The following is a 21,716-nucleotide window of genomic DNA, read 5'->3' on the forward strand; positions in this document are numbered from 1 at the left end:
GCTGTTTATTCGTAGCCTCAACCCTCAAAACGCCGCTTTGTCTTCGGAATTAATCCGGCGCGAAGCGGCGTTTCGGCGTCATTTCCAAACAACCCCTTTCCCGTTCGGGTTACTTCCGCATGAACGCATTGGCCGCCATTGGCATCACCCTCGCCACCTTCGGATTCATGGAATTCTGGGCGTGGTTCATGCACAAGTTTGTGCAGCACGGGCCGCTGTGGTTTCTGCACCGCTCGCACCACGTGCGCCACCCGCACCCGGTGGAGCGCAACGACCTGTTTTTCCTTATTTACGGCGCTATTTCGGCCGTGCTGTTCATCACCGGCGACAACGGCGGCCGTTGGTGGTTCTGGGTAGGGGTGGGTATCGCGGCCTATGGCACAGTCTACTTTTTCGTGCATGACGTGCTGATACACGGCCGGCTGCGCTTTTGGAAAAAGTCAGACAACATCTACCTCCGGGCCCTCAACATGGCCCACAAAACCCACCACAAAACCACCGGCCGCGATGGCTCGGCTGAATTTGGCCTGCTGTGGGTGTCGCCGAAATACCTGGAACTGGCCCGGAAACAGGCCCAAAACCGAGCCAATAAACGCCAAAATCCGGTAGGTCATGCTGAACGTAGCGAAGCATCTTTACCTCGGTAGTAAACACTTAAAATTGGATTAGTTGTGCGATAGAGATGCTTCGGCTTCGCTCAGCATGACGTTCTTCTACTCACCTTCACCACCCTCATGGGCCACTTCTCCATCAGCGACTTAGAGCAGCTTTCGGGCATCAAGGCGCACACCATTCGGATGTGGGAGCAGCGCTACGGCCTGCTGCGGCCCGTGCGCACGGCCACCAACATCCGCACCTATTGCGAGAGCGACCTGCGCCGTCTGCTCAACGTGACCACGCTGTGCAGCCGGGGCCAGCGCATCTCGCAGGTGGCCCGTTTGAGCGATGCCGAAATTCAGGCGGCCGTGCTGGCCTGTTGCAACGATGTGCACGACTACCACCAGCAGGTGAATGCCCTGCTGGCCGCCATGCTCGGCTTCGACGAGCAGCGTCTGAACTACCTGCTGAACGAGGCCAGCGCCCGGCTGGGCTTCGAGAAAATGATGCTGTTTGTAGCCTACCCGCTGCTGCAGCGCATTGGCCTGATGTGGCTGGCCGGCACCGTCAATCCGGCGCAGGAGCACCTGCTGGCCCATTTGCTGCGTCAGAAAATATTGGCCGCTACCGATTCTTTGCCCTGCGTGCCCGCCACCGCCCGGCGCTGGGTGCTGTTTCTGCCGGCCAACGAGCTGCACGAGCTGGCCCTGCTGTTTATGAACTACGTGCTGAGGGCCCGGGGCCAGCATACGCTCTACCTGGGCCAGAACATGCCAGTTGAGGAATTGAATGCCGTGTGCGAAACCTACCAGCCCGATGCGCTGGCTACGGTGCTTACCACCCAGCCCGAGCGCAGCCGGGTGGGGGAGTTTGCGCAGGCAGTTTCGGACTGCTGCCCCGATAAATTGGTGGTGCTGTATGGACAGTTGGCCCGGCAGGAAGGGCTGGTGTTGCCCAAAAATTGCGTTTCGCCGGAGCTGATGACGGACTTTCTAGCCCTGGTGGCCGAATACACCACCGAGCCAGTGGCCGCTTAGCCTCCCAATTCAAACCGCCGGACGGCAATGGCTCGTAGTTGGTCGGCAAGCTTCATTATTTGATAATGGGGAAAGGCGGAACCAGAGCCCGGCAAATCCTTGGCCGGGTGTACCTTGCCGCGCCGGCTCAAAAGAAGTAGGCGTGCCGAGCGAAATAGTTTGGCCGGGGCTAGCTGAATTTGCGGCGGGCTCGTATATTTGTTTAACAATCGGTCACGAAAAGCTAAACAGCATGACTTCGCTCGAATTCACCTCGCAAGTGCAGAAAATTTCGCTGACGCTCCGGCCCGCCGCCATGAACTTGACGCGAGACGCTGACGACGCCAAAGATTTAGTGCAGGAAACCCTCCTCAAGGCCCTGCTAAATAAGGACAAGTTTAAGGCCGGTACCAACCTGAAGGCGTGGTTGTATACCATCATGCGCAACACCTTCATCAACAACTACAACAAGATTACCAAGCGTAGCTCCAACATCGATTCGACGGAGTACTTCCAGTATTTCAACACCGACCAGAACTACATCACCCACAACGGGGCCACGTCCGATTTCGTGGTGCGCGACATCAACGAGGCCATTTCCAGCCTCGGCACCGATTACCGCACGCCGTTCATGATGTACTACATCGGCTACAAGTACATGGAGATTGCCGAGAAGCTGCAAATCCCCATCGGTACCGTTAAAAACCGCATCCACATTGCCCGCAAGGACCTGAAAGCTGCCCTACAGGTGTACGCGCCGGTAGGGGCCAGCGCCGGCGGCGATGTAGTGGAAGAATAGGTTTTCGAGTTATTAATTGAACGCCCGCCGTTTCCATCTGGAAGCGGCGGGCGTTTTTGTTGTAGCGCGGACTTTTAGTCCGCGACTGAAACAGTACACTCGCGGACTAAAAGTCCGCGCTACTACTCCTACGCTGCCTGGATATACCGGCGTTTGATGCGGATGTCCTCATCCGCAAACGGCCCGGTTTTGTAGGCAAAGAATTCCACTTGCGGCTTCTGGCCCTCGGGCACCATGCGCCAAGATTCGCGGAAGTCCTGATTAATACGCCGCAGCTCCTCGAAGAACAAGTCATTCAACGCGGCATCATTTCGGATGCGCAGAGGCTGGCGCTCGGCCAGCTCGAAGCAGATGCGCAGCTGTTTGTCGGCTTGCGGGCCTTCGCTGGTGAAGAGCGTGAACGAAGCCACCCGTTCGGCCAGTTCGGGCACCCCCAGTAGGGCTTCCTGCACATCGGGCGGCGAGACTTTGCAGCCGAAGTAGGCCACCGTCATGTCGGCGCGGCCGTAGTGCAGCAGAATGGGCAGGTCGGAGTAGGAGAGGGCGAAGTCCTCGGGGCGCAGGCCGCAACTGCGGAGCAGACGCTTCAGCTCGGGGAAGCGGATGATTTGGGCGCGGTCGTGCAGGTTGTAGCGGATTTTGGGCGACAGGTAATTGGGCCGGCATAGCGTCACCAGCAACTCACCTGCGTGATTGGTTTCGAGGTGGAAATCGGCGGGGTTGAACTGGAACACCACCGGCACCGCACCGGGAAAGTGCAGCAGCTTGGCGCGCAGGGCAGGGCTGGCCAGCAGGGCCTTGCGCAGGCCAATGGTGAAATCATTCTCGGCGGCAATGTTCAACTCCAAATCCGATGCCCCCAGCGAGCCATACACGCGCCGAATGCCTTTGCTCAACAAGTAGTCGCGCATCAGTTCGCTGATGCCCTCGCCGCCGTAAATCATGCTCACGTCGTACTCGCCCCAGTTAATGCCGGCCGTGTCGACCAGCAACTTAAGAAACGGCGGGTAGCCGAGGATGAGGTAACGGTGGCCGGGCCCGAAAAACCGGAGCGTATTGGCAATTTTGGGTACGTCGGGGCCGGTCGATTTCAGCATGGAAATGTCGGTGAGGCCCATGGTGATGTTGACGCCCGTGGCCCAGGGGCCCATCGCAAACGCGTTGATAATGAAGTGCGGGCCCGTTCCGATGAGGCGGGTGAGGCCAAATTCAAGCATGCGCTTATTGGCCTGCCGCTCGGCGTGGCCGCGCACCCAGTTGGTGGGCACGCCGCTGCTGCCCGACGACTCATCCACAATCACGCCGTGGGCCGGCACACGCCCGCCCTGGCAGCGGGCGCCAATGTCGAAGCGCTTCACGTAGTTTTCCTTGTCCATCACCGGCACGCGGCCCAGGTCGGGCACCAGCAGGTTGCGGAAGCGTACACGCCCAAACGGGTGCTCGGCCAGAAACTGCCGGTAGGCCGGCGTGCGCCGGCGCGCTTCCTCAAACACGGCCAGGGCTTTGAGCTTGCCCAGATTCCAACGCAGGCGCTCCATGTGCGGCAAAAACAGCAGGAGCATGGTGCCGTTGCGCAGCTCCAGCAGGTGGCGCCAGCCTTCCAGCACTTGCACGAGGGCGACCAGGAAATAGGTTCTCAGGTTGGTTTTCATGATTACGAAGGCGTGGCGTTAAGGAAAATATCTTGTGTATTAAGCCGAAGGCTGCGGGGTGGCTCGGTGCTGTAGCCCAGTCGCACCAGCAGCCAGAGCGGCGCATCGGTGGGCTGGTGGCCGACTTTTTCGAGAAACTGGCGGTGGGCTGCTTCATTCGTCACCACCGAGCCGAAGGGGTGGAGGTACACGCCGTGGCGCGTCATTTCCAGCCACAGGCGCTGCATGAGCGTGCCCGCCTGCAGCCAGTCGGCGCGGGTTTCGAAGCGCCCCTGCAGCCAGGCCACCGTGCTGGTACCGTGCATCGAATGTTGGTAAACCTTGCCCAGCACGCCTCGCTTCCACGGGCTGTGAAACCGCTCGGGGTGGAAGAAGAAGTTGTGCATCAGCCGGCCCGGAAAACCCATGCAACGGCTCCAGAGGCCATCTTTCTTAGCGTGCGCCTCAGCGTCGGTAGTACGGATGAGGCCAGCCAGCTCCTGACGCACGGGCACGTCGTCGAGGTCGGTGAACAGCGTCTGGCGATTGAGGTCGAGAACGAAGTCGACCATTTCCGCCTCTGTGGAGCAGGCGAGCTGGTGGCCGTGAGCCGCCACCAGCCGCGTCAACTGCTGCTGAACCTCAGCGGCCACGGGGCGGCCGTCGTAGTGCAGGCGCGAAGTGCGGCGCTGCTTGAGCAACTCCCGGTCGAAGGCCGGGACGGGGCTGGCTTGGGCGGCTGGCACCAGGCGCAAATCGGCGAAAAGCTGCGGCGTGGTGGCCGCGTAATTAAGCCGGGGCTCCGCGGTATGGCGGGCTTCGAGGCCGTAGCCCAGCGGAGCGGCAGCTATGCGCAGGCTCTCAATGAACATGCCCAGCCCGATGATGGTGAAGCAGGAAGTAGGGTCGGTGTGGGGCAGCAGGCGGGCCGGCTCGTAGTAGAGGCGAGCTTCCGTTTTACTTAGTACCAGCAGTTTCCACGGCTGCACATTGTGCGGCGAGGGTGACCAGCGGGCGTAATCGACCAGCTCGGCCCAGCGCGCCTGGGCGGCGGCCCCGGCCGTGCGGGCTTGGGCGGCCTGCCGCAGCGGCCCCAGCAGCGCAAAACCCGCGCCCAGAGCGGTTCGGAATAGAAAGTCACGGCGTTTCATAAGCAGAAAAGGGTAGGTGAGGGGCAGCGGTACGGAATCGGCGGTAGGAATTGCTGCCGTGTTATTCCTTGCCAAAGGTGTATAAATGCCCTAGCCTTGTAAAGCGTATTTTTGCAGTTGCCAGACTTTTAATCTAATGATTTTAAATAATCAAAATAATGTATAACAAGTGCTTGTGAATGAAAAAAGGGATTTATGAAATAGGGGATTTGACTGGGTGAATGGTCCTTTCAAGGGACTTGCCAGCAGCAGCCCGCCGAAACAAAGTCTTCGGCCGGATTGTAGCTTGCGGCATCTTCACTCGTACTCCGGTTTGCTGAATTCTTCCCCTGCTGCTCGTTCTGCTGTTGTTATTGGTGCCGGCTTCGCGGGGCTGGCGGCGGCCACCACGCTGGCGCAAGCCGGCTGGCGCGTCGCTATCCTCGAAAAGAATGAGGGCCCCGGCGGGCGGGCGCGGGTTTTCCGGGCGCAAGGCTTCACCTTCGACATGGGCCCGAGCTGGTACTGGATGCCCGATGTGTTCGAGAAATACTTCGCCCGCTTCGGCAAAAAAGTGGCCGACTACTACGAGCTGGTGCGCTTGGACCCGTCGTATCAGGTGATTTTCAAAGGGCCCGAGGCGGTGGACATCCCGGCCCGAATGAGCGAGCTGCGGGCCCTCTTCGAGCGTTACGAGCCCGGCAGCGCCGCCCGCCTCGATGAGTTTCTGAAGCAGGCCGCTTACAAATACGAGGTGGGTATCAACCGGCTGGTGTATGCGCCGAGCCGCTCCATCTTCGAGTTTGCCGACCCGAAGCTGTTGGTCGATATGGTGCGGATGGACGTGCTGCAAAGCATGCACAAGCACGTGCGCCGCTTCTTTAAAGACCCACGCCTACTGGAGCTGGTGGAGTTTCCTATTCTTTTCCTCGGCGCCACGTCGGAGAACACACCTGCGCTCTACTCCCTCATGAACTACGCCGACCTGGCGCTGGGCACTTGGTACCCCAAGGGCGGCATGCATAAGATTGTGGAAGGCATGGTGCGCCTGGCCGAGGAGTTGGGCGTACGCATCGAATACAACCAAGAGGTGACGGAAATCGTGGTCGAAAACGGCCGCAGCACCGGCGTCCGCACTGCCAGCGGCTTCCACGCCGCCGATGCCGTGGTGGCCGGGGCCGACTACCACCACATCGAGCAGCAGGTGCTCAAGCCGGAGTTTCGCCACTACGATAAGCAGTACTGGGATTCGCGCACCATGGCTCCGTCGAGCCTGCTGTTCTACCTCGGCGTGAACCGCAAGCTCAACAAACTGCGCCACCACAACCTCTTCTTCGACGAGGACCTGAACCAGCACGCCCGCGAGATTTATGAGCAGCCGCAGTGGCCCACGCGCCCGCTCTACTACGCCTCGGTGCCCAGCAAAACCGACCCCACCGTGGCACCCGAAGGCCAGGAAAACCTCTTCCTCCTCATTCCGGTAGCGCCGGGCCTGACCGATGACGAGGCCACCCGCGAACGGTATTACGATTTGCTCATGGACCGCCTCGAAAAGCACTGCGGCCATCCCATCCGCGACGCGGTAGTGTTCAAGCGCAGCTACGCCCACCGCGACTTCATTGCTGACTACCACAGCTTCAAGGGCAATGCTTACGGGCTGGCCAACACACTGAAACAGACGGCTATCTTGAAGCCTACACTGAAGAGCAAAAAAGTGACAAATTTGTATTTCACGGGCCAGCTCACCGTGCCTGGGCCAGGTGTGCCGCCTTCGCTCATCTCGGGCCAGGTGGTGGCGGGCGAAGTTTTAAAAGAGAATAAATAGAACGTCATGCAGAGCGTAGCGCAGCATCTTTACCGCGCGACGCAATTCAATCACAAGGGATTACTACCGAAGTAAAGATGCTTCGCTACGCTCTGCATGACGTTCTTAATAATTCAACCAATTGGACCACGTTAAACTCTTCACCGACACCAGCCTCGCGTGCAGCAAGCTCATCACGGGGCGCTACAGCACCTCGTTCACGCTGGGCATCCGCACGCTCGATGAGCGGCTGCACCTGCCGGTGTACGCCGTGTATGGCTTCGTGCGCTGGGCCGATGAAATCGTGGACACCTTCCACGACCACGACAAGGCCGCGCTGCTGGCCGACTTCCGCCGCCAGACCTACGAGGCCCTCGATGCCGGCCTGAGCTTTAACCCGGTGCTACACGCGTTTCAGGCCGTGGTGCGGCGCTATGGCATCGACCGGGAGTTTATTGAGGCGTTTCTGCACAGCATGGCGCTTGATTTGGAAGACCAGAGCTACCACCCTGACTTGTACAACGAGTACATCTACGGCTCGGCCGAAGTCGTGGGGCTGATGTGCCTGCGCATCTTTTGCGACGGTGACGATGCAATGTTTGAGCGGCTGCGCGAGCCGGCCCGGCGGCTGGGCTCGGCATTTCAGAAGGTGAATTTCCTGCGCGATATCCGCTCCGACTACGAGGACCGGGGCCGCGTGTACTTTCCCGGCGTGGTGTATTCGCGCTTCAACGACGCAACCAAAACCGAGATTGAGGCCGACATCAGGGCCGATTTTGAGGCGGCCTACGCGGGCATTCAGCAGCTGCCGCGCTCGGCCAAGCTGGGCGTGTACCTGGCGTATGTGTACTACCTGAAGCTGTTCTATAAAATTAAAAAGCTGCCGGCGGCGCGCATCCTGGGCGAGCGGGTGCGCGTGCCCGACAACACCAAGCTGCTCCTGCTGCTGGGCTCGTACTTCCGCTATCGACTGTCGCGCATTTGAGGTCGTTTTTGGGCCCGGCATTTGCCTGGGCGCAATCTGCTTTCGGCCATCAGCCGTAGTTTTGCCGATATGCGTATTCCCAAGGTTCCTTTTCTAGCGGTGCTGTCCGTGGTTTGGTCGTCGTCCTCGGCGGCCGATTTATTTAAGATGGCCCCGTCAATAAAGGCCCTTGCTCAGGACTCGGTCTCGGCGGCCGGTGCGCTTCCTGCGGCTGGCACTATTGCATTCAACTTCTTAAACCCCAACGCTGTGTCTTCGTCGCCCTACCATCCTGCCATTCTGCGCCGCCATTACGAGCAAGCCGCCGCCGACAAAGCCGCCGGTGAGAAATTTTACAAGCTGCTGGCCGACTACAAGGACCGCGATGCCCTGGTGCTGGGCTACAAAGCTGCCGCCGAGGCCATTCGGGCCCGCGACGCGTCGATGTTTAACAAGCTCACCTACGTGCAGGATGCCGCCCGCACCTTCGAGCAGGCCGTGAGCCTCGACCCGCGCAACCCGGAAATCCGCTTCCTGCGCTTTTCGGTAGAGAGCAACCTGCCGGCCTTTCTGGGCCTAAGTAAGCACGTCGACGAAGACAAAGAGCTGCTGCTCAACGCCGCCCTCAGTCATCCCGGTTCGGGACTCGATGCCGAGGCTTTTCGCACGGTGCGCGGTTTTCTGGTAGGACGCGGGCACGTGAGCGAGGAAGACGCCCAGAAGTTGAGTAAAGTGAAGGAATAGACGGCTGGTAGCATCCGCTTCACCTTGCGATGAGCATCCAAACTGGTTAAGCTCGTCACCAGCTGAGGCTTATGGTCAATTCAAGCTGAAGCTTGTGCTACATTTTGGGCTAGTCCAAACTCAATTGGGCCAGACTAACGTATTTTCGGCTACCCGGCCCGATTTATGCAACCTTGCGGGTAGGTTGCTGGTTACCGAGGTCCTATGCCGAACCTGTCGCTCAGCGTCCGAATTGACCCCAACTCTGGTTTTTGCTTTGGCGTGATTTACGCCATTCAAATGGCCGAAGACCTGCTCGATGAGCAGGGCTACCTCTATTGCCTGGGCGATATCGTGCACAACGACGAGGAGGTGCAGCGCCTGGAAGCGCGCGGCTTGCGCATCATTTGCCACGAGCGGCTGGCCGAGCTGCGCGACGAAGCCGTGCTCATTCGGGCCCACGGCGAGCCGCCGGCCACCTACCAGATGGCCATGGAAAACAACCTGACGCTGATTGATGCCAGCTGCCCGGTGGTGCTCAAGCTGCAAAACCGCATCAAAACCAGCTACGACAAGCAGGAAAAAATATTCATTTACGGCAAGCACGGCCACGCCGAAGTGCTGGGTCTACTGGGCCAGACCAGCGGCAACGCTGTCGTTTTTGAGAACCTCGACGAGCTGCTGAGCCACGAGTTGCCCGAGAATATCACCCTCTACAGCCAAACCACCAAGAGCACCAGCAGCTTCTACAACATTAAGAACCAGCTGGAAACCCGGGGCTACCAGGTGAATGCCAACGACACCATTTGCCGGCAGGTGAGCAACCGCGACAAGGACCTACGCCGCTTTGCCGCGCAGTACGACCAGATTGTGTTCGTGTCGGGCACCAAAAGCTCCAACGGTAAGGTGCTCTACCAGGTGTGCAAGGAAACCAACCCGCAGACGCACTTCATCTCCAACGTAGCCGAAATAGACCCCGTATGGTTCCAGCCGGGCCAGTCCGTGGGGATTTGTGGGGCCACCAGCACGCCCATGTGGCTGATGGAGCAGGTGCGCGACCGGTTGATGGCTTTGTAATTGGGGCATGAATAGCACTGCGGATATTCCTGCCAAGCGCGTAGCCCCCGCGCCCGTCGGCACTACCGGCGTAGCCATTGGGGGACTGATTGTGGTGTTGTGGGCAGCGCTGTTGGGTTTTCTGCTGGCCCGCTACCGACCCGACTGGCACTCGCCCGCGCCCTACTTGCTGGCGCTGCTGCAAACGCACCTCTATACCGGCCTGTTCATCACGGCGCACGACGCCATGCACGGCGTGGTGAGCCCCCATAAGCGGCTGAATAACAGCTTGGGCATCCTGGCCGCCGGGCTTTTTGCCTACAATTGGTTTCCCGGCATGCTGGCCAAGCACCACGCCCACCACCGCCACGTGGGCACTGCTGACGACCCCGATTTCCACGATGGCCGCCACCCGGGCTTCCTGCCTTGGTTCGGGCGCTTCGCCTGGAACTACGTGACGTGGTGGCAGGTGCTGCTCATGGCCGTGACCTACAACGTACTCAAGTTGTTTTTCCCGCAGGCCAACGTCATCGCCTTCTGGATGATACCGGCGGTGCTGGGCACTTTGCAACTGTTTTTCTTCGGTACTTACCTGCCGCACCGCGGCGAGCACGCTGCCGACAACCCGCACAAGTCGCGCAGCCAGTTTCGGCACCACCTGTGGGCCTTTGCGAGCTGCTATTTCTTCGGGTACCACTACGAGCACCATGACCAACCGTACCTCCCGTGGTGGCGTTTGTGGCGGGCGAAGAATTGACCACGAATTCGCTCAGTAATTTTGGATTGGGCAAATTATGTGGACGCTCAGGCAACAAAAAGCCGCTTCGGTAAAGAGGCGGCTTTTTTATAGACTTGTGGGAAACAGGAAATGCGTTATGCGAAAGTAGCATCCCGGCCCAACGCAGAGGCAGGTAGATATAGCCCTTTTATAAATAACTGCTGCACCTGCTGGAATATTTCTTGTTGATTGAATGTGGCAGGATTTCGCCGGGATTTTATGTATTGTTCGCGGGTCATTTTTTCAACACATTCCTGTATGGTTTGTACCTGCAGGGTATTGCCTGTTTTGGCCGCGAAATTGGTGCACAATCCCCAAGCTACCAGAGAAATGATAGCCACTTTCTTGTCGATAAAAAATGCTAGCAACGAAGCCAGAAAGGCTAAAACAAGTGCCGTGCTTACTGTTGACGACATGCCCATAATATCCAGCTTGAAGCCTAGCTGATGCTCTACCGAGCGCCATATCAATTTGCGTCTACGGGCGGGGAGCAAGTCGGAGAGCAGACTCGCTGAAGTGATACAGGAACTTTCCGTATATACTTTTAACGCTTTTCGGAGCTTATAAAATGCTTGCTGAGAAGTGCAGGTCGTGGCGTTGAAGAGGTGAATTTTACTTTCAACGATGTCGCACAACTCCCCAAAAGTCTTTATATGCTGCAACTCATTAGTACCGAAGTTTATGCCAAACGAGGTTTCAATTTGCTTCAACACATCATTGACATCCTCCAAATCTGAGTTTTTAAGCTGTTCGTCTTGCATGGGACTGAGCCAACGGTGAATAGCCAAAAGTAATTAAGTTTCTGATTCGACCCCGCGCTGGCGGCCTTATTTTTACCCAATCAAAAGCCTCGTTTTCCATGCGCCAATACCAAGCCCTGCTCCGCCAAATCCTCGACACCGGCACCGTGAAAACCGACCGCACCGGCACCGGCACCGTGTCCATTTTCGGCCCGCAGATGCGGTTCAACCTGGCCGAGGGCTTCCCGCTGGTGACGACCAAGAAGGTGCATCTGAAGAGCATCATCCACGAGCTGCTGTGGTTTTTGCAGGGCGACACCAATATTGCCTACCTCCGGGAGCACGGCGTGAAAATCTGGGACGAGTGGGCCGATGCCAACGGCGACCTCGGCCCCGTGTACGGCCACCAGTGGCGCTCCTGGCCCGACGGCCACGGCGGCCACATCGACCAGATTGCGCAGATTATTCAGCAGCTGAAAACCCAGCCCGACTCGCGCCGCATCCTCGTTTCGGCCTGGAACGTGGCCGAACTGCCCGAGATGAAGTTGCAGCCCTGCCACGCCCTGTTCCAATTTTACGTGGCCGATGGCAAGCTGTCCTGCCAACTCTACCAGCGCTCGGCCGACGTCTTTCTGGGAGTGCCCTTCAACATTGCCAGCTACGCGCTGCTCACCCTCATGGTGGCGCAGGTGGTGGGCCTGCAGCCCGGCGATTTTATTTGGACCGGCGGCGACACTCACCTCTACAGCAACCACCTGGAGCAAGCCAGGCTGCAGCTCACCCGCGAGCCCCGCCCGCTGCCCCAGATGCGCATCAACCCCGCCGTGAAGGATATTTTCAGCTTCCGGTACGAAGACTTTGAGCTGGTAAATTACGAGCCCTGGCCCGCCATAAAAGCGCCGGTGGCGGTGTAGCCCGGCCCGATGAAATTCGCAACGGGAGTTGTAGCGGTTGTTCTTGGCGGCTCAGTCGGTTTGTGCAGTGTTGCCGCCCAACAGCGGGACGAAGTGTATGCATCGCCGGGCATGGCGGTGAGAGTTCCAGGCGTCGTTAGGGCCCCTGCGCCTCGGCCCGGGCGAAAAACAGCCACTACAGTAGTTAAAAAACCGCTGCCAGCGGCACCTGCATTCCTGCCAATCAATTCTCCGGTCTTTCGGCGATTCTGGCATTTAGAAGAGCCTGCACGTTCGCAGGCTGGCAGGAATTATTACCAGTTTCAACGGCAAAACGTTAAATATCCCGCCACTTCCCTGCGGGCTGGCGTGGGCGGCAGCGTGGCGGCCCTGCTAACCGTTTTACCCAATGGAAAGGTGGGGGCGGTACGCATTACGCGTCGCCTGCTGGATGCAACGGCGTCGATTGATGGCGCCACACCCGCCGCCGAAGCGGCGCTGGACGCCGAAGTAATTCGGGTCGTTTCTCAGATGCAATTCGAGCCGGCGGCCATTTCTGCGGATACCGTGACGGTCATTCAGCGGTTTGTATTTGAATGAAAAGAGGGATTCTGACCTGGAAAGACGTTTTTCCGATGGCAAGTACGGGCCGAATAGCCGCCACATTGGCTGTAAAAACAGCTTCCGCCGCCAATAGCTCGTTCTGCCCATATAACCCTTCCCGGTATTCCACGCCTGCCTCCCACGCCGCTTGCAAGACCTGCGCCCGGCGCACGCCCGCCACGCAGCCGCTGGCCAGCGAAGGCGTAAACAACACGTTGTCTTTGACCCAGAAAATGGCCGCTGCGCCGGCTTCTGCCACATGACCGGCCGCGTCGCATAGGATGATTTCATCGAGGCCGCGCTGCTGCCGCTCGTGGGCCGCGCGCACGTAGAGCCACGCCTGCGGGCCTTTGCAAAAGCTGAGCGGAGAATAGATGGAATGGGTGTTCCGGGCAAAATCGGCCTTGTGGATGGGCGAGTCATCGGGCACGAAGGGTTCGGCAGTGGCGAGCCATTCGGCTGCGTCGGTGGGGGGCGTGTAGCGGCCGCCACCCGTGCGCCACAGCTGTAGGCGCAGGCGGGCGGTGGGGAGGCGGTTGGCGGCTGCGAGCTGAGCCAAGGCAGTTTCCAGGGCTTTCGGGGTGGCCAGGGCAGCGGGCAGCGTGAGGTAGAGCGCGGCGGCGGCCTGCTGCATGCGGGCATGGTGGTAGGCGGCAAGGCGCAGGCGGTTTTCGGCGAAAACCAACGTTTCGAAGAAGCCGTCGCCAAAAGCCAGGCCGCGGTTGGGCAGGGGCAGGGCGGCCGTGGGCAGAAGTTCGTTGTTCAGCAAAAGCATGGGCCAAAGCTAGCGCCGGGCCACCCGATAGGGCACGCGCACCTGGAATATGGAGTCGCGCCCGTTTTGCTGCAGGTGAACGGCGCCGAGCCAGACCGCCGGGCCGGGCCGCCGGCCGGCCCTGAACCGCACCCACCCCTGGCCATCGGGGCCCACGTGCACGGGCTGGCCGTTGCAGGCCATCGAAACCCGAATGCCCTGCAACACTTTGGCCAAGTACAGCCGGGCGCGGTAGGTGGAGCCCGGCGCCACCGACCCGGCCCCCGCAGTGGCTACGGCCATGATGCGTCCCTGTAGCTTGCGCGCGCCCAGTTCCGGGGCCAGGTGCTGAAGCGTAGCGATTTCCATGGTCCGCACGTCGCTCTCCAGCCGCGTGAGGTGGGCCAGCGCCGCCACTACCGGCATTTTATCACCATCAGTGGCCGACAACAAAGCCGGATTAGCCGGGTAGAGCTGCTGTTGTGCTCTGGCATAATCGGCCAGCTGGCGAGTGAGGGTACGGTAGCTGGCCGTGCCGGCGCCAAGCTGCGTGGCCACCGCTGCCCCTGGGTTAGGCAGCCCGGAGCCGGGAGGCCGGCCATTGCCGGTGGCGGGGAGCATTTCTTGCCGGCAGTCGCGCAAGGTGCTCACCAGCGAATCGGCACATCTGGCAAAGGCCGCAGCACGGGCAAACAACGCGAGGTCGTGGGGTTGGTTATTGTTTTTTTTAACCTCGGCTTCCAGTCCTTTCAAGGTGTTCTGGGCGGCGTGGGCGGCGTCATCGTTGTCCAGGGCCAGCACCTCGTCAAGCTGCGCTAGCTGCTGATATAAGCGGATTTGGGTAGAATATTGTGCATAAAGCACGTAGCCGATGCTGCCAACAACGGCCAGCAGCGTTATGGTGAGGATGGCAGCAGAAGTTCTCATCTCAGCGTTGGGGCTTCACAATGATATAGGGCACATCAACTTCAAAAACGGTGTCGGTGGGGCATATCCTAGCCCGGATTGTGCCGTGCCACCGGGCCCGGACGGTATCGGGCTGGCCCGGCGCGGCGGGCGGCACCGGAATGGCCACTTGGGCCAGGGCCTGCCGCAAATCAACCGGGAGTCGTCGGCTGTTGGCTGTAAACTCCATGGTGGAAGGATTCAAGGGAATTGCTTCCCCCAGAAATAGCCGGGCCTGGTATTCGCTGCCCGGGGCCACGGTTTCGCTCGCGGCTACTGCCTGGGCGCTGATTCGGGAGAAGCACCAGCAACATGAACCGATTTTCTGGGCTTCCTGGCTCAACGCCGCCGATGCGCTGCGCCGCGCCATCGCTTCCAATTTGGTGAGGGTGGCGCGGCGGGCCGCTGGGGGCATATGCTGGAAGTAAACCCGGTTTAGCCAGCCCGGGTCAGGGGCACCCGGGAATTCACGGGTTAAGGTGTGGGTGCTGGGTACGTAAGCGCGGATGAACTCCGTGTAACGGTCGAGGTAGTGCTCCAGTTCGGGCGTCACAATCGTCTGAGATTGGTCATAGCGCTGACGGCCCAGGGCCCGTAGCGTGTCGCTCAACGTCTGAGTACGGGCAAGAATCTGCTGGCTCTGGTGCAGGACGGCAAGGTCGCGGGTCTGGTTTTGATTACGACAAACTTCTTTGGCAATGTAGCCGACCACGCCACGGGCCTGCCGGGCCGCCTGCCGGTTGTTGACTGTTAGAACCGTTTCAATGCCGGAAATCTCTCGCAACACCTTTTCCTGCTGTAATTGCGTGGTGCGGTACAGCCAGCCGGCGGTGCACAAGCCGGCAAACAGGACGATGCCCCCTAAACGTTGCCCTGTTTTGTTCATCGGTTCGACGTATCAGCGGGAATGCATGCCGCTGATTACACCAACGCAAACTTCTTCCCCGGCATTGCCCGCACCACGCCCCGAAACTCCAGCCCCAGCAGCAGCGAGGCCACGGCGTAGATGGCAATCTGGGCTTGCCAGGCAATGTCGTCCATTTGCAGCTCGCGGCCGGTGGCAGCGGCCAGCACGGTGATGATGGCAAATTCCTCCGCCGTAAAATCATCGGCCGAGTAGGAGGGCACCGGCCGGAATTTGCCCGACTGGTGCAGGGCCGCGTCCCAGTTCAGCAACTGCTCCAGGTCCAGCGGCTCGGTGTACATGGCGGCCTTATTACTCTTAATGAGTGCATTGCAGCCCTCAGAAGCCGCGGAGCCGAGGTTGCCGGGCACGGCCAGCACGTCGCGGTCGTAGCTCAGGGCCAACTCGGCGGTTATCAGCGCGCCGCCCTTGATGGCCGCTTCTACCACCACGGTGCCGTCGCTCAGGCCGGCGATGATGCGGTTGCGGGCCGGGAAGTTGTAGCGGTCAGGCGGCGTGCCGAAGGGAAATTCAGTGAGCAGGCCGCCCTGCTCGCGCATTTTTTCGGCAGTTTTCTGGTGGGTGTGCGGGTAGATGCGGTCCAGGCCGGTAGCCATCACGCCCACAGTTTCCAGGCCCTCCTGCAAAGCGGCGCGGTGGGCAATGATGTCGATGCCGTAAGCCAGGCCGCTCACCACCAGCGGGCGGTGCGGCACCAGCCCCGCGATAATGCGCTCGGTTTGCTCGCGGCCGTAATCGGTGTTTTTGCGGGTGCCCACGAGGGCTACCGTTTTTAGGGCGTTCAGGTCGGCCGTGCCCTGGTAGTAGAGGATGGCCGGGGCGTCCGGAATCAGCTTGAGGCGGCTGGGGAAGCGCTTGCTGGTGTAGAAAATGATTTCCACGCCGTCCTTTTCGGCCTTTTTCAGGTCCGCTTCCGCTTTGCGAAACGCCTTTTCCCGCTCGGCTCCGGTCAGCATTTTCACTGTGGCCTCGCCCACGCCGGGGATGCGGCGCAGCTTGCCCGGCGGCATCATCAGCACGTTTTTAGCTGAGCCGCCGTAGCTCATCAGCTGTCGTGTGAGCTGCGGGCCGATGCCGGGCAGCAGCGTGAGGGCCAGCTCGTGGAAAAGGGTGTCGGAGTTGGTAGAATTGGGCATAGAAGGCTATTCGGCGGCGTCGGGGTCGGCCTTGCCCGCCGCGTCCACTTCCTTCTTGAGGCTCATCAGAAACGCCCGCACCTTCTCCAGGCTCTGCACCACGTCAATCTTCTCCTTGAGCTGCGGGCCCTTCTGCTTGAGCATGTCGCGGGCGCCGGGGATGGTGTAGCCGCGCTCCTTCACCAGGTGGTAGATGGTGCGGAACACCTCGATGTCCTGCGGAGTGTAGAGGCGGTTGCCCTTCTTGCTGCGGCGGGGGCGTAGCTCGTCAAACTCGGTTTCCCAGAAGCGCACCAGCGACTCGGCCACCTTGAACTGGGCGGCCACTTCGCCAATGGTGAAGTATTGTTTTTCGATGCTGCGCTCTTTGTAGGGCATGGGTGGGGGGCCGGGGGAAGGCTAACGGACGCGGTATTTCCGGCTGATTTCGTCGTAAATTAACAACAACTCGTTCGCCTTTCCCTGTTTGTCGAAAATGGATTCCCAGGTGTTGAGCGGCTCCCAGATGAAACTGCCCCTGCCTTTGCCGTGCGGCAGCTTGAAGGCGATGTCGTTGACTTCGCGCTTGCGCTCCGAATATTCGACCACCACAATATCCTGCGGGTACTTGCGGGCCAGCGCCGTGAGGTTGTTTTTCAGGTCCGGAATGGTGCCGTGCCACTTTGGGTAATACGACTCGCCGATGACATCAAAATCCACCTTGCGCGCCACCATCCGGTCGAGCCACAGCTCCGAAAGGCCGTTCTGACCGCCCAGGGCAATGTGCATCATCACCAGCGCGCTGGGCGTGGTTTCGCGCACGGCGCTGGCGCCGGCTTTGGCCAGGCCGGCGAGCGTGTCGAAGCGGGCGAGGCTGTCGGCTTTCTGGACGTCGCCGTCGGGCCAAATCATGCCGTGGTTGATTTCGTTGCCCACCTGCACCATGTCGGGCGCGGTGCCCTGGGCGGCCAGGGCCTGTAGCACCTCGCGGGTGTAGTCGTGCACGCCGCGCTCCAGGGCTGCGCCGCTCAGCGTTTTCCAGGCCAGGGGCTTGAACTGCTTCTGCGGGTCGGCCCAGGTGTCGGAGTAGTGGAAATCGAGCAGCAGCTTAAGGTTGGCTTCTTTCACACGCTTGGCCATGGCCAAGGTGTGGGCGAGGTCGCAGAAGCCTTTGCCGGGCGAGTAGCCGCTGTCGGCCGCCGGGTTGTTGAAAATGCGCAGCCGGATGTAGTTGAAGCCGTGGTCTTTCAGAATCTGAATGGCGTCTTTCTCCACGCCCTTATCCAAGAATTTGACGCCGCGGGCTTCGAGCTGGGGCAGGAAGGAAATGTCGGCGCCCAGCACCTTTCCCAGCCGGGGCCGGCGCGGCTTGAGGGGGGCAGCGCTGGCGCTGCTTAGAACCAGCAGAAGCAATAGGGTAGCGAAGTGGGGGAGACGTAAGTGGGGCATAAGAGTTGGATGCGGGAGAAAAGCAGAACGTCATGCAGAGCGCAGCGAAGCATCTCGCTCGGCCACGTTTCCACGATTGAGTCACTTCCACACGCGAGATGCTCGCTGCGCTCTGCATGACGTTCTAAGGACAACGAAAATGCTACTTGCGAGGGGTGCGCAAGTTACGGGCAGCAGGGCAACCGGGGCCGGGGAGGCGTTTGTTACCTTTGTAGCCCTGGCCCCGTGGCAAAACCAATTCCTCGCCGGATGCGGGCCCTTTTCTTCTGCTTCTTATGTCACTCCCCACCGCTTCCGCTGTCCGCCAGCAATTCCTCGATTTCTTCGCCAGCAAAGGCCACCACATCGTGCCCTCGGCCCCGATTGTGGTGAAGGACGACCCCACGCTGCTGTTCATCAACTCGGGCATGGCCCCGTTCAAGGACTATTTCCTGGGCAACAAGCCCGCGCCCTATAAGCGCATTGCCGATACCCAGAAGTGTCTGCGCGTGAGCGGTAAGCACAACGATTTGGAGGAGGTTGGCTACGATACCTACCATCACACCATGTTTGAGATGCTGGGCAACTGGTCGTTCGGCGACTACTTCAAAACCGACGCCATTGCCTGGGCCTGGGAACTGCTGACGGAGGTGTACAAGCTGGAGAAAGACCGCCTCTACGTTACCTATTTCGAAGGTGACCAGAAGGACGGCACCGCCGCCGACACCGAAACCCAGAACCTGTGGCGTAAATACACGACCGACGACCGGATTTTGCCCGGCAACAAGAAGGACAACTTCTGGGAGATGGGCGATACCGGCCCCTGCGGCCCCTGCACCGAAATCCACATCGACCTGCGCTCCGAGGAGGAGCGCGCCGCCAAGCCCGGCCGCGAACTGGTGAACGCCGACCACCCGCAGGTGGTAGAAATCTGGAACAACGTGTTCATGGAATTCCAGCGCTTGGCCGACAAGTCCCTCATCAAGCTGCCCGAGCAGAGCGTGGACACCGGCATGGGCTTCGAGCGCCTGATGATGGCCGTGTCGGGCGTGAAGTCGAACTACGACACCGACGTATTTCAGCCGCTCATTAAGTTCATCGCCAAGGAAGTGGGCCTGGAATACTACGGCACCGCGCCCGCCACGGTGAACGACCAGCCGGCCACCGAGAACGAGAAAACGGACATCGCCATCCGGGTCATCGCCGACCACATCCGCACCATCGCCTTTACCATTGCCGACGGCCAACTCCCCAGCAACGTGAAGGCTGGCTACGTCATCCGTCGCATTTTGCGTAGGGCCGTGCGCTACGCCTTTTCGTCGCTCAATCAGAAGCAACCCTTTCTATATAAGCTGGTGCCCGTGCTAGCCGACCAGATGGCCGGCATCTTCCCCGAGCTGAAAGCCCAGACGGCCTTTGTGCAGCGCGTGATTGAAGAGGAGGAAATTGCCTTCCTGAAAACGCTGGAAACCGGCCTGCGCCGGCTGGATGCGCTGGAAGAAAGCGCCCGCGCCAACGGTGGCGTCATAGACGGCAAAACCGCCTTTGAGCTGTCCGATACCTTCGGCTTCCCGCTTGACCTCACGGCTCTTATTGCCCGCGAGAAGGGCCTGACGGTGGACGAGGAAGGCTTCAAAAAGGAACTGGAGCAGCAGAAGAACCGCAGCCGCAACGCCCAGGAAACCGAGCAGAGCGACTGGGTGACCGTGACCGAAACCGACGCCCCGAACGTCTTCGTGGGCTACGACCAGGACGAGGCCACGGCCCGCCTGCTGCGCTACCGCAAAGTCGACAAGAAGGGCAAAACCGAGTACCAGCTGGTGTTCGACCAAACCCCGTTCTACGCCGAAAGCGGCGGCCAGATTGGCGACACCGGCTACTTAGAATCGCCTCTGAGCAAGGTGCGCGTGATTGACACCAAGAAGGAAAACGACCTCATCATCCACACCACCTTGGATTTGCCCCAGGATTTGGAGGCTGAGTTCCTGGCCCGGCCCGATGCCGCCCGCCGTGCTCTCATCAAGAACAACCACACGGCCACGCACTTGCTGCAAGCCGCCCTGCGCACCGTGCTGGGCAGCCACGTGCAGCAAAAGGGCTCGCTCGTGAACGAGAAGCTGCTGCGCTTCGATTTCTCGCACTTCACCAAGGTGACGGATGAGCAACTGCGCGAGATTGAAACCATCGTGAACGAGCGCATCCGCCAGCAAATTCCGCTGGTGGAGCGCCGCAACGTGCCCATCGCCGAGGCCAAGAACCTGGGCGCCATGGCCTTATTCGGCGAGAAGTACGGCGATTTTGTGCGCGTCATCACCTTCGATAAGGACTACTCCGTGGAGCTCTGCGGCGGCCTGCACGTGCAGAACACCGGCAGCATCGGCTACTTCAAAATCACGGCCGAAAGTGCCGTGGGCGCTGGTGTGCGCCGCATCGAGGCGGTAACGGCCGGCGCGGCCGAAGCCTACGTGGCCGCGCAGCTCGACCTGCTGGCCCAGGTGCGCGAGACGCTGGGCAACCCCCAGCACCTCATCACCAGCATCGAGAAGCAGAACGAGGAAATTGCCGGCCTGCGCAAGCAAATCGAGCAGTTCGCCCAGCAAAGCATCAACCAGCAGAAAGACCAGCTGGTGGGCCAGGTGAAGGACCTGAACGGCGTGAACTTCCTGGCCGCGCAGGTGCAGGCCAGCTCGGCCGAGTCGTTGAAAACCCTGGCTTTCAACCTGCGCCAGGCCGTGCCGAATTTGGTGGCCGTGCTTGGGGCTGAAATCGACGGCAAGCCCCAACTGGCCGTGATGCTGGACGACGAAATTGCCAAAGGCGGCAAACTCAACGCCAGTACGCTGGTGCGCGAGCTGGCCAAGGAAATCCAGGGCGGTGGCGGCGGGCAGCCGTTCTTTGCTACGGCTGGCGGCAAGAACGTGGCCGGGCTGGGCGCGGCCATTGCCAAGGCAGAGGCGACGGTGGCGGCGGCGCGGGCTTAACCTTTCGTTTTTATGAAATTAGCTTGGCTAACGGCTGCTTTATTGAGTGCGCAGGTAGGTTGGGCGCAGACGCGGCCGACCTACCCGTATAAAACCGTTGAATACATTGCCCCTGACAACCATGTGCTGCCCGGGCCCGAAGGAGCAGACCATCGGACGGAGCGCATCTTTCGGGATAGTTTGACGGGCTCGGTTAGGATTTACGACGCGGCCGGTCGGATTAAGGAGATAACCCCGTATGCGGATATGGCCCGCCACATCACGCTGGGGCCCCGCACCACGTATTACGACTCCGGCGCTACGCACACCAAAGAAGACCTGGTGGCCAACAAGCGCCAGGGCGAATTCGTGGTGTATTACCCGGACGGCAAGGTGAAGCGTCGCGAAACCTACGAAGCCAACGAGCGCAAAACCGCCGAATGCTACGCCCCCGATGGGAGTGTGCTCCCTTATTACCCTTACGAAGTGATGCCCACATACAAGGGCGGCGGCACCGAGAAAATAGTGCGCGCCATTCAGGCCAACGTGCGGTATCCGGCCGAGGCGCTGCGCAATGGCACCGAGGGCCGGGTGTTCGTGTCGTTTCGCGTGTCGGCCACGGGTGCCGTGGAGGACGTGAGAGTCGTCAGAGGGCTGGGTAGCGCCCTGGATGCGGAAACCATAGCGGCCGTAAAAAAACTCTCCAACTTCACGCCCGGCATGCAGGACGGCGAACCCGCCGCCGTCACGTTTACCCTGCCCATTACTTATCGCATTACGCAGGCGCCGCCCGCATTCCCCGCCCAAAACCAAGGTTTCGGCGGAGCAACCCAAGGCTTCCCCCGCTAATTCGGC

The 21,716-nt window shown here is 60.2% G+C and carries 21 protein-coding genes; 12 read left to right on the forward strand and 9 right to left on the reverse strand.

Annotation, left to right across the window (positions count from 1 at the left end):
* Positions 1-119: 119 nt before the first annotated feature.
* From Q4S41_RS13585 to Q4S41_RS13595, 3 genes are all read left to right on the forward strand, one after another.
* A complete protein-coding gene (locus Q4S41_RS13585; protein WP_305031666.1) occupies positions 120-647 on the forward strand; it encodes a sterol desaturase family protein in 528 nt (175 codons plus the stop codon).
* Between the two features lie 87 nt (positions 648-734).
* The gene (locus Q4S41_RS13590) at positions 735-1,634 is read left to right on the forward strand and encodes a MerR family transcriptional regulator (protein ID WP_305031667.1); all 900 of its coding nucleotides are present in this window, start codon (positions 735-737) and stop codon (positions 1,632-1,634) included.
* A gap of 232 nt (positions 1,635-1,866) precedes the next feature.
* Complete coding sequence (locus Q4S41_RS13595) at positions 1,867-2,412, forward strand: sigma-70 family RNA polymerase sigma factor (protein ID WP_305031668.1); 546 nt, start codon at positions 1,867-1,869, stop codon at positions 2,410-2,412.
* A gap of 128 nt (positions 2,413-2,540) precedes the next feature.
* Here the strand turns inward: Q4S41_RS13595 and Q4S41_RS13600 are convergent, their stop codons facing one another.
* A complete protein-coding gene (locus Q4S41_RS13600; RefSeq protein WP_305031669.1) occupies positions 2,541-4,064 on the reverse strand; it encodes a phenylacetate--CoA ligase family protein in 1,524 nt (507 codons plus the stop codon).
* 2 nt (positions 4,065-4,066) lie between these two features.
* On the reverse strand, positions 4,067-5,194 hold the full coding sequence (locus tag Q4S41_RS13605) for a nitroreductase family protein (protein WP_305031670.1): 1,128 nt from the start codon (positions 5,192-5,194) through the stop codon (positions 4,067-4,069).
* A 313-nt stretch (positions 5,195-5,507) separates the two neighbouring features.
* Here Q4S41_RS13605 and Q4S41_RS13610 point away from each other — a divergent pair, with 313 nt between their 5' ends.
* The 5 genes from Q4S41_RS13610 (at position 5,508) to Q4S41_RS13630 (ending at position 10,477) form a co-directional block, all read left to right on the forward strand.
* Positions 5,508-6,998 (forward strand): phytoene desaturase family protein, encoded by a 1,491-nt coding sequence (locus Q4S41_RS13610; RefSeq protein ID WP_305031671.1) that lies wholly within the window; start codon positions 5,508-5,510, stop codon positions 6,996-6,998.
* Positions 6,999-7,119: 121 nt separating this feature from the next.
* On the forward strand, positions 7,120-7,962 hold the full coding sequence (locus tag Q4S41_RS13615; protein ID WP_305031672.1) for a phytoene/squalene synthase family protein: 843 nt from the start codon (positions 7,120-7,122) through the stop codon (positions 7,960-7,962).
* 249 nt (positions 7,963-8,211) lie between these two features.
* Entirely contained in the window at positions 8,212-8,685 is a 474-nt protein-coding gene (locus Q4S41_RS13620; protein WP_305031673.1) for a hypothetical protein, read from the forward strand.
* 204 nt (positions 8,686-8,889) lie between these two features.
* Positions 8,890-9,741, forward strand: a complete 852-nt coding sequence (locus Q4S41_RS13625) for a 4-hydroxy-3-methylbut-2-enyl diphosphate reductase (protein ID WP_305031674.1) — start codon at positions 8,890-8,892, stop codon at positions 9,739-9,741.
* Positions 9,742-9,748: 7 nt separating this feature from the next.
* Entirely contained in the window at positions 9,749-10,477 is a 729-nt protein-coding gene (locus tag Q4S41_RS13630; RefSeq protein ID WP_305031675.1) for a fatty acid desaturase, read from the forward strand.
* 116 nt (positions 10,478-10,593) lie between these two features.
* On the opposite strand, the gene Q4S41_RS13635 is transcribed toward Q4S41_RS13630, so the two are convergent.
* Positions 10,594-11,259 carry a hypothetical protein gene (locus Q4S41_RS13635; protein ID WP_305031676.1) on the reverse strand — a complete coding sequence of 222 codons (666 nt, stop codon included), beginning with the start codon at positions 11,257-11,259 and terminating at the stop codon, positions 10,594-10,596.
* Positions 11,260-11,357: 98 nt separating this feature from the next.
* Here Q4S41_RS13635 and Q4S41_RS13640 point away from each other — a divergent pair, with 98 nt between their 5' ends.
* Both Q4S41_RS13640 and Q4S41_RS13645 read left to right on the forward strand, forming a co-directional pair.
* Positions 11,358-12,152, forward strand: a complete 795-nt coding sequence (locus Q4S41_RS13640) for a thymidylate synthase (protein WP_305031677.1) — start codon at positions 11,358-11,360, stop codon at positions 12,150-12,152.
* Between the two features lie 9 nt (positions 12,153-12,161).
* Positions 12,162-12,731, forward strand: a complete 570-nt coding sequence (locus Q4S41_RS13645) for an energy transducer TonB (RefSeq protein WP_305031678.1) — start codon at positions 12,162-12,164, stop codon at positions 12,729-12,731.
* Here the strand turns inward: Q4S41_RS13645 and Q4S41_RS13650 are convergent.
* The 6 genes from Q4S41_RS13650 to Q4S41_RS13675 are packed head-to-tail and all read right to left on the reverse strand — an operon-like array spanning position 12,706 to position 17,922.
* On the reverse strand, positions 12,706-13,509 hold the full coding sequence (locus Q4S41_RS13650) for an aminotransferase class IV (RefSeq protein WP_305031679.1): 804 nt from the start codon (positions 13,507-13,509) through the stop codon (positions 12,706-12,708). The genes Q4S41_RS13645 and Q4S41_RS13650 overlap by 26 nt on opposite strands.
* Positions 13,510-13,518: 9 nt before the next feature.
* Positions 13,519-14,415, reverse strand: a complete 897-nt coding sequence (locus Q4S41_RS13655) for a hypothetical protein (protein ID WP_305031680.1) — start codon at positions 14,413-14,415, stop codon at positions 13,519-13,521.
* 1 nt (position 14,416) lies between these two features.
* Positions 14,417-15,319 carry a hypothetical protein gene (locus tag Q4S41_RS13660; protein WP_305031681.1) on the reverse strand — a complete coding sequence of 301 codons (903 nt, stop codon included), beginning with the start codon at positions 15,317-15,319 and terminating at the stop codon, positions 14,417-14,419.
* A 35-nt stretch (positions 15,320-15,354) separates the two neighbouring features.
* Positions 15,355-16,494 (reverse strand): DNA-processing protein DprA, encoded by a 1,140-nt coding sequence (dprA, locus tag Q4S41_RS13665; protein WP_305031682.1) that lies wholly within the window; start codon positions 16,492-16,494, stop codon positions 15,355-15,357.
* Positions 16,495-16,500: 6 nt separating this feature from the next.
* Entirely contained in the window at positions 16,501-16,872 is a 372-nt protein-coding gene (locus Q4S41_RS13670) for a MerR family transcriptional regulator (protein WP_305031683.1), read from the reverse strand.
* Positions 16,873-16,893: 21 nt separating this feature from the next.
* Complete coding sequence (locus Q4S41_RS13675) at positions 16,894-17,922, reverse strand: glycoside hydrolase family 53 protein (protein WP_305031684.1); 1,029 nt, start codon at positions 17,920-17,922, stop codon at positions 16,894-16,896.
* 275 nt (positions 17,923-18,197) lie between these two features.
* On the opposite strand from Q4S41_RS13675, the gene alaS reads away from it, so the two are divergent.
* Together alaS and Q4S41_RS13685 are read left to right on the forward strand one after the other, a co-directional pair.
* Complete coding sequence (alaS, locus tag Q4S41_RS13680) at positions 18,198-20,882, forward strand: alanine--tRNA ligase (protein WP_305031685.1); 2,685 nt, start codon at positions 18,198-18,200, stop codon at positions 20,880-20,882.
* 12 nt (positions 20,883-20,894) lie between these two features.
* A complete protein-coding gene (locus Q4S41_RS13685) occupies positions 20,895-21,710 on the forward strand; it encodes an energy transducer TonB (protein ID WP_305031686.1) in 816 nt (271 codons plus the stop codon).
* Positions 21,711-21,716: the final 6 nt, after the last annotated feature.

Origin of the sequence: Hymenobacter convexus (genome assembly GCF_030580955.1) — a bacterium.
Classification (GTDB): Bacteria; Bacteroidota; Bacteroidia; order Cytophagales; family Hymenobacteraceae; genus Hymenobacter.

Coding starts and splice junctions, on each gene's coding strand:
- Q4S41_RS13585 (WP_305031666.1), top strand. CDS start 120: ATGAACGCATTGGCCGCCATTGGCATCACCCTCGCCACCTTCGGATTC.
- Q4S41_RS13590 (WP_305031667.1), top strand. CDS start 735: ATGGGCCACTTCTCCATCAGCGACTTAGAGCAGCTTTCGGGCATCAAG.
- Q4S41_RS13595 (WP_305031668.1), top strand. CDS start 1,867: ATGACTTCGCTCGAATTCACCTCGCAAGTGCAGAAAATTTCGCTGACG.
- Q4S41_RS13600 (WP_305031669.1), bottom strand. CDS start 4,064: ATGAAAACCAACCTGAGAACCTATTTCCTGGTCGCCCTCGTGCAAGTG.
- Q4S41_RS13605 (WP_305031670.1), bottom strand. CDS start 5,194: ATGAAACGCCGTGACTTTCTATTCCGAACCGCTCTGGGCGCGGGTTTT.
- Q4S41_RS13625 (WP_305031674.1), top strand. CDS start 8,890: ATGCCGAACCTGTCGCTCAGCGTCCGAATTGACCCCAACTCTGGTTTT.
- Q4S41_RS13630 (WP_305031675.1), top strand. CDS start 9,749: ATGAATAGCACTGCGGATATTCCTGCCAAGCGCGTAGCCCCCGCGCCC.
- Q4S41_RS13635 (WP_305031676.1), bottom strand. CDS start 11,259: ATGCAAGACGAACAGCTTAAAAACTCAGATTTGGAGGATGTCAATGAT.
- Q4S41_RS13640 (WP_305031677.1), top strand. CDS start 11,358: ATGCGCCAATACCAAGCCCTGCTCCGCCAAATCCTCGACACCGGCACC.
- Q4S41_RS13645 (WP_305031678.1), top strand. CDS start 12,162: ATGAAATTCGCAACGGGAGTTGTAGCGGTTGTTCTTGGCGGCTCAGTC.
- Q4S41_RS13650 (WP_305031679.1), bottom strand. CDS start 13,509: ATGCTTTTGCTGAACAACGAACTTCTGCCCACGGCCGCCCTGCCCCTG.
- Q4S41_RS13655 (WP_305031680.1), bottom strand. CDS start 14,415: ATGAGAACTTCTGCTGCCATCCTCACCATAACGCTGCTGGCCGTTGTT.
- Q4S41_RS13660 (WP_305031681.1), bottom strand. CDS start 15,319: ATGAACAAAACAGGGCAACGTTTAGGGGGCATCGTCCTGTTTGCCGGC.
- dprA (WP_305031682.1), bottom strand. CDS start 16,494: ATGCCCAATTCTACCAACTCCGACACCCTTTTCCACGAGCTGGCCCTC.
- Q4S41_RS13670 (WP_305031683.1), bottom strand. CDS start 16,872: ATGCCCTACAAAGAGCGCAGCATCGAAAAACAATACTTCACCATTGGC.
- Q4S41_RS13675 (WP_305031684.1), bottom strand. CDS start 17,922: ATGCCCCACTTACGTCTCCCCCACTTCGCTACCCTATTGCTTCTGCTG.
- alaS (WP_305031685.1), top strand. CDS start 18,198: ATGTCACTCCCCACCGCTTCCGCTGTCCGCCAGCAATTCCTCGATTTC.
- Q4S41_RS13685 (WP_305031686.1), top strand. CDS start 20,895: ATGAAATTAGCTTGGCTAACGGCTGCTTTATTGAGTGCGCAGGTAGGT.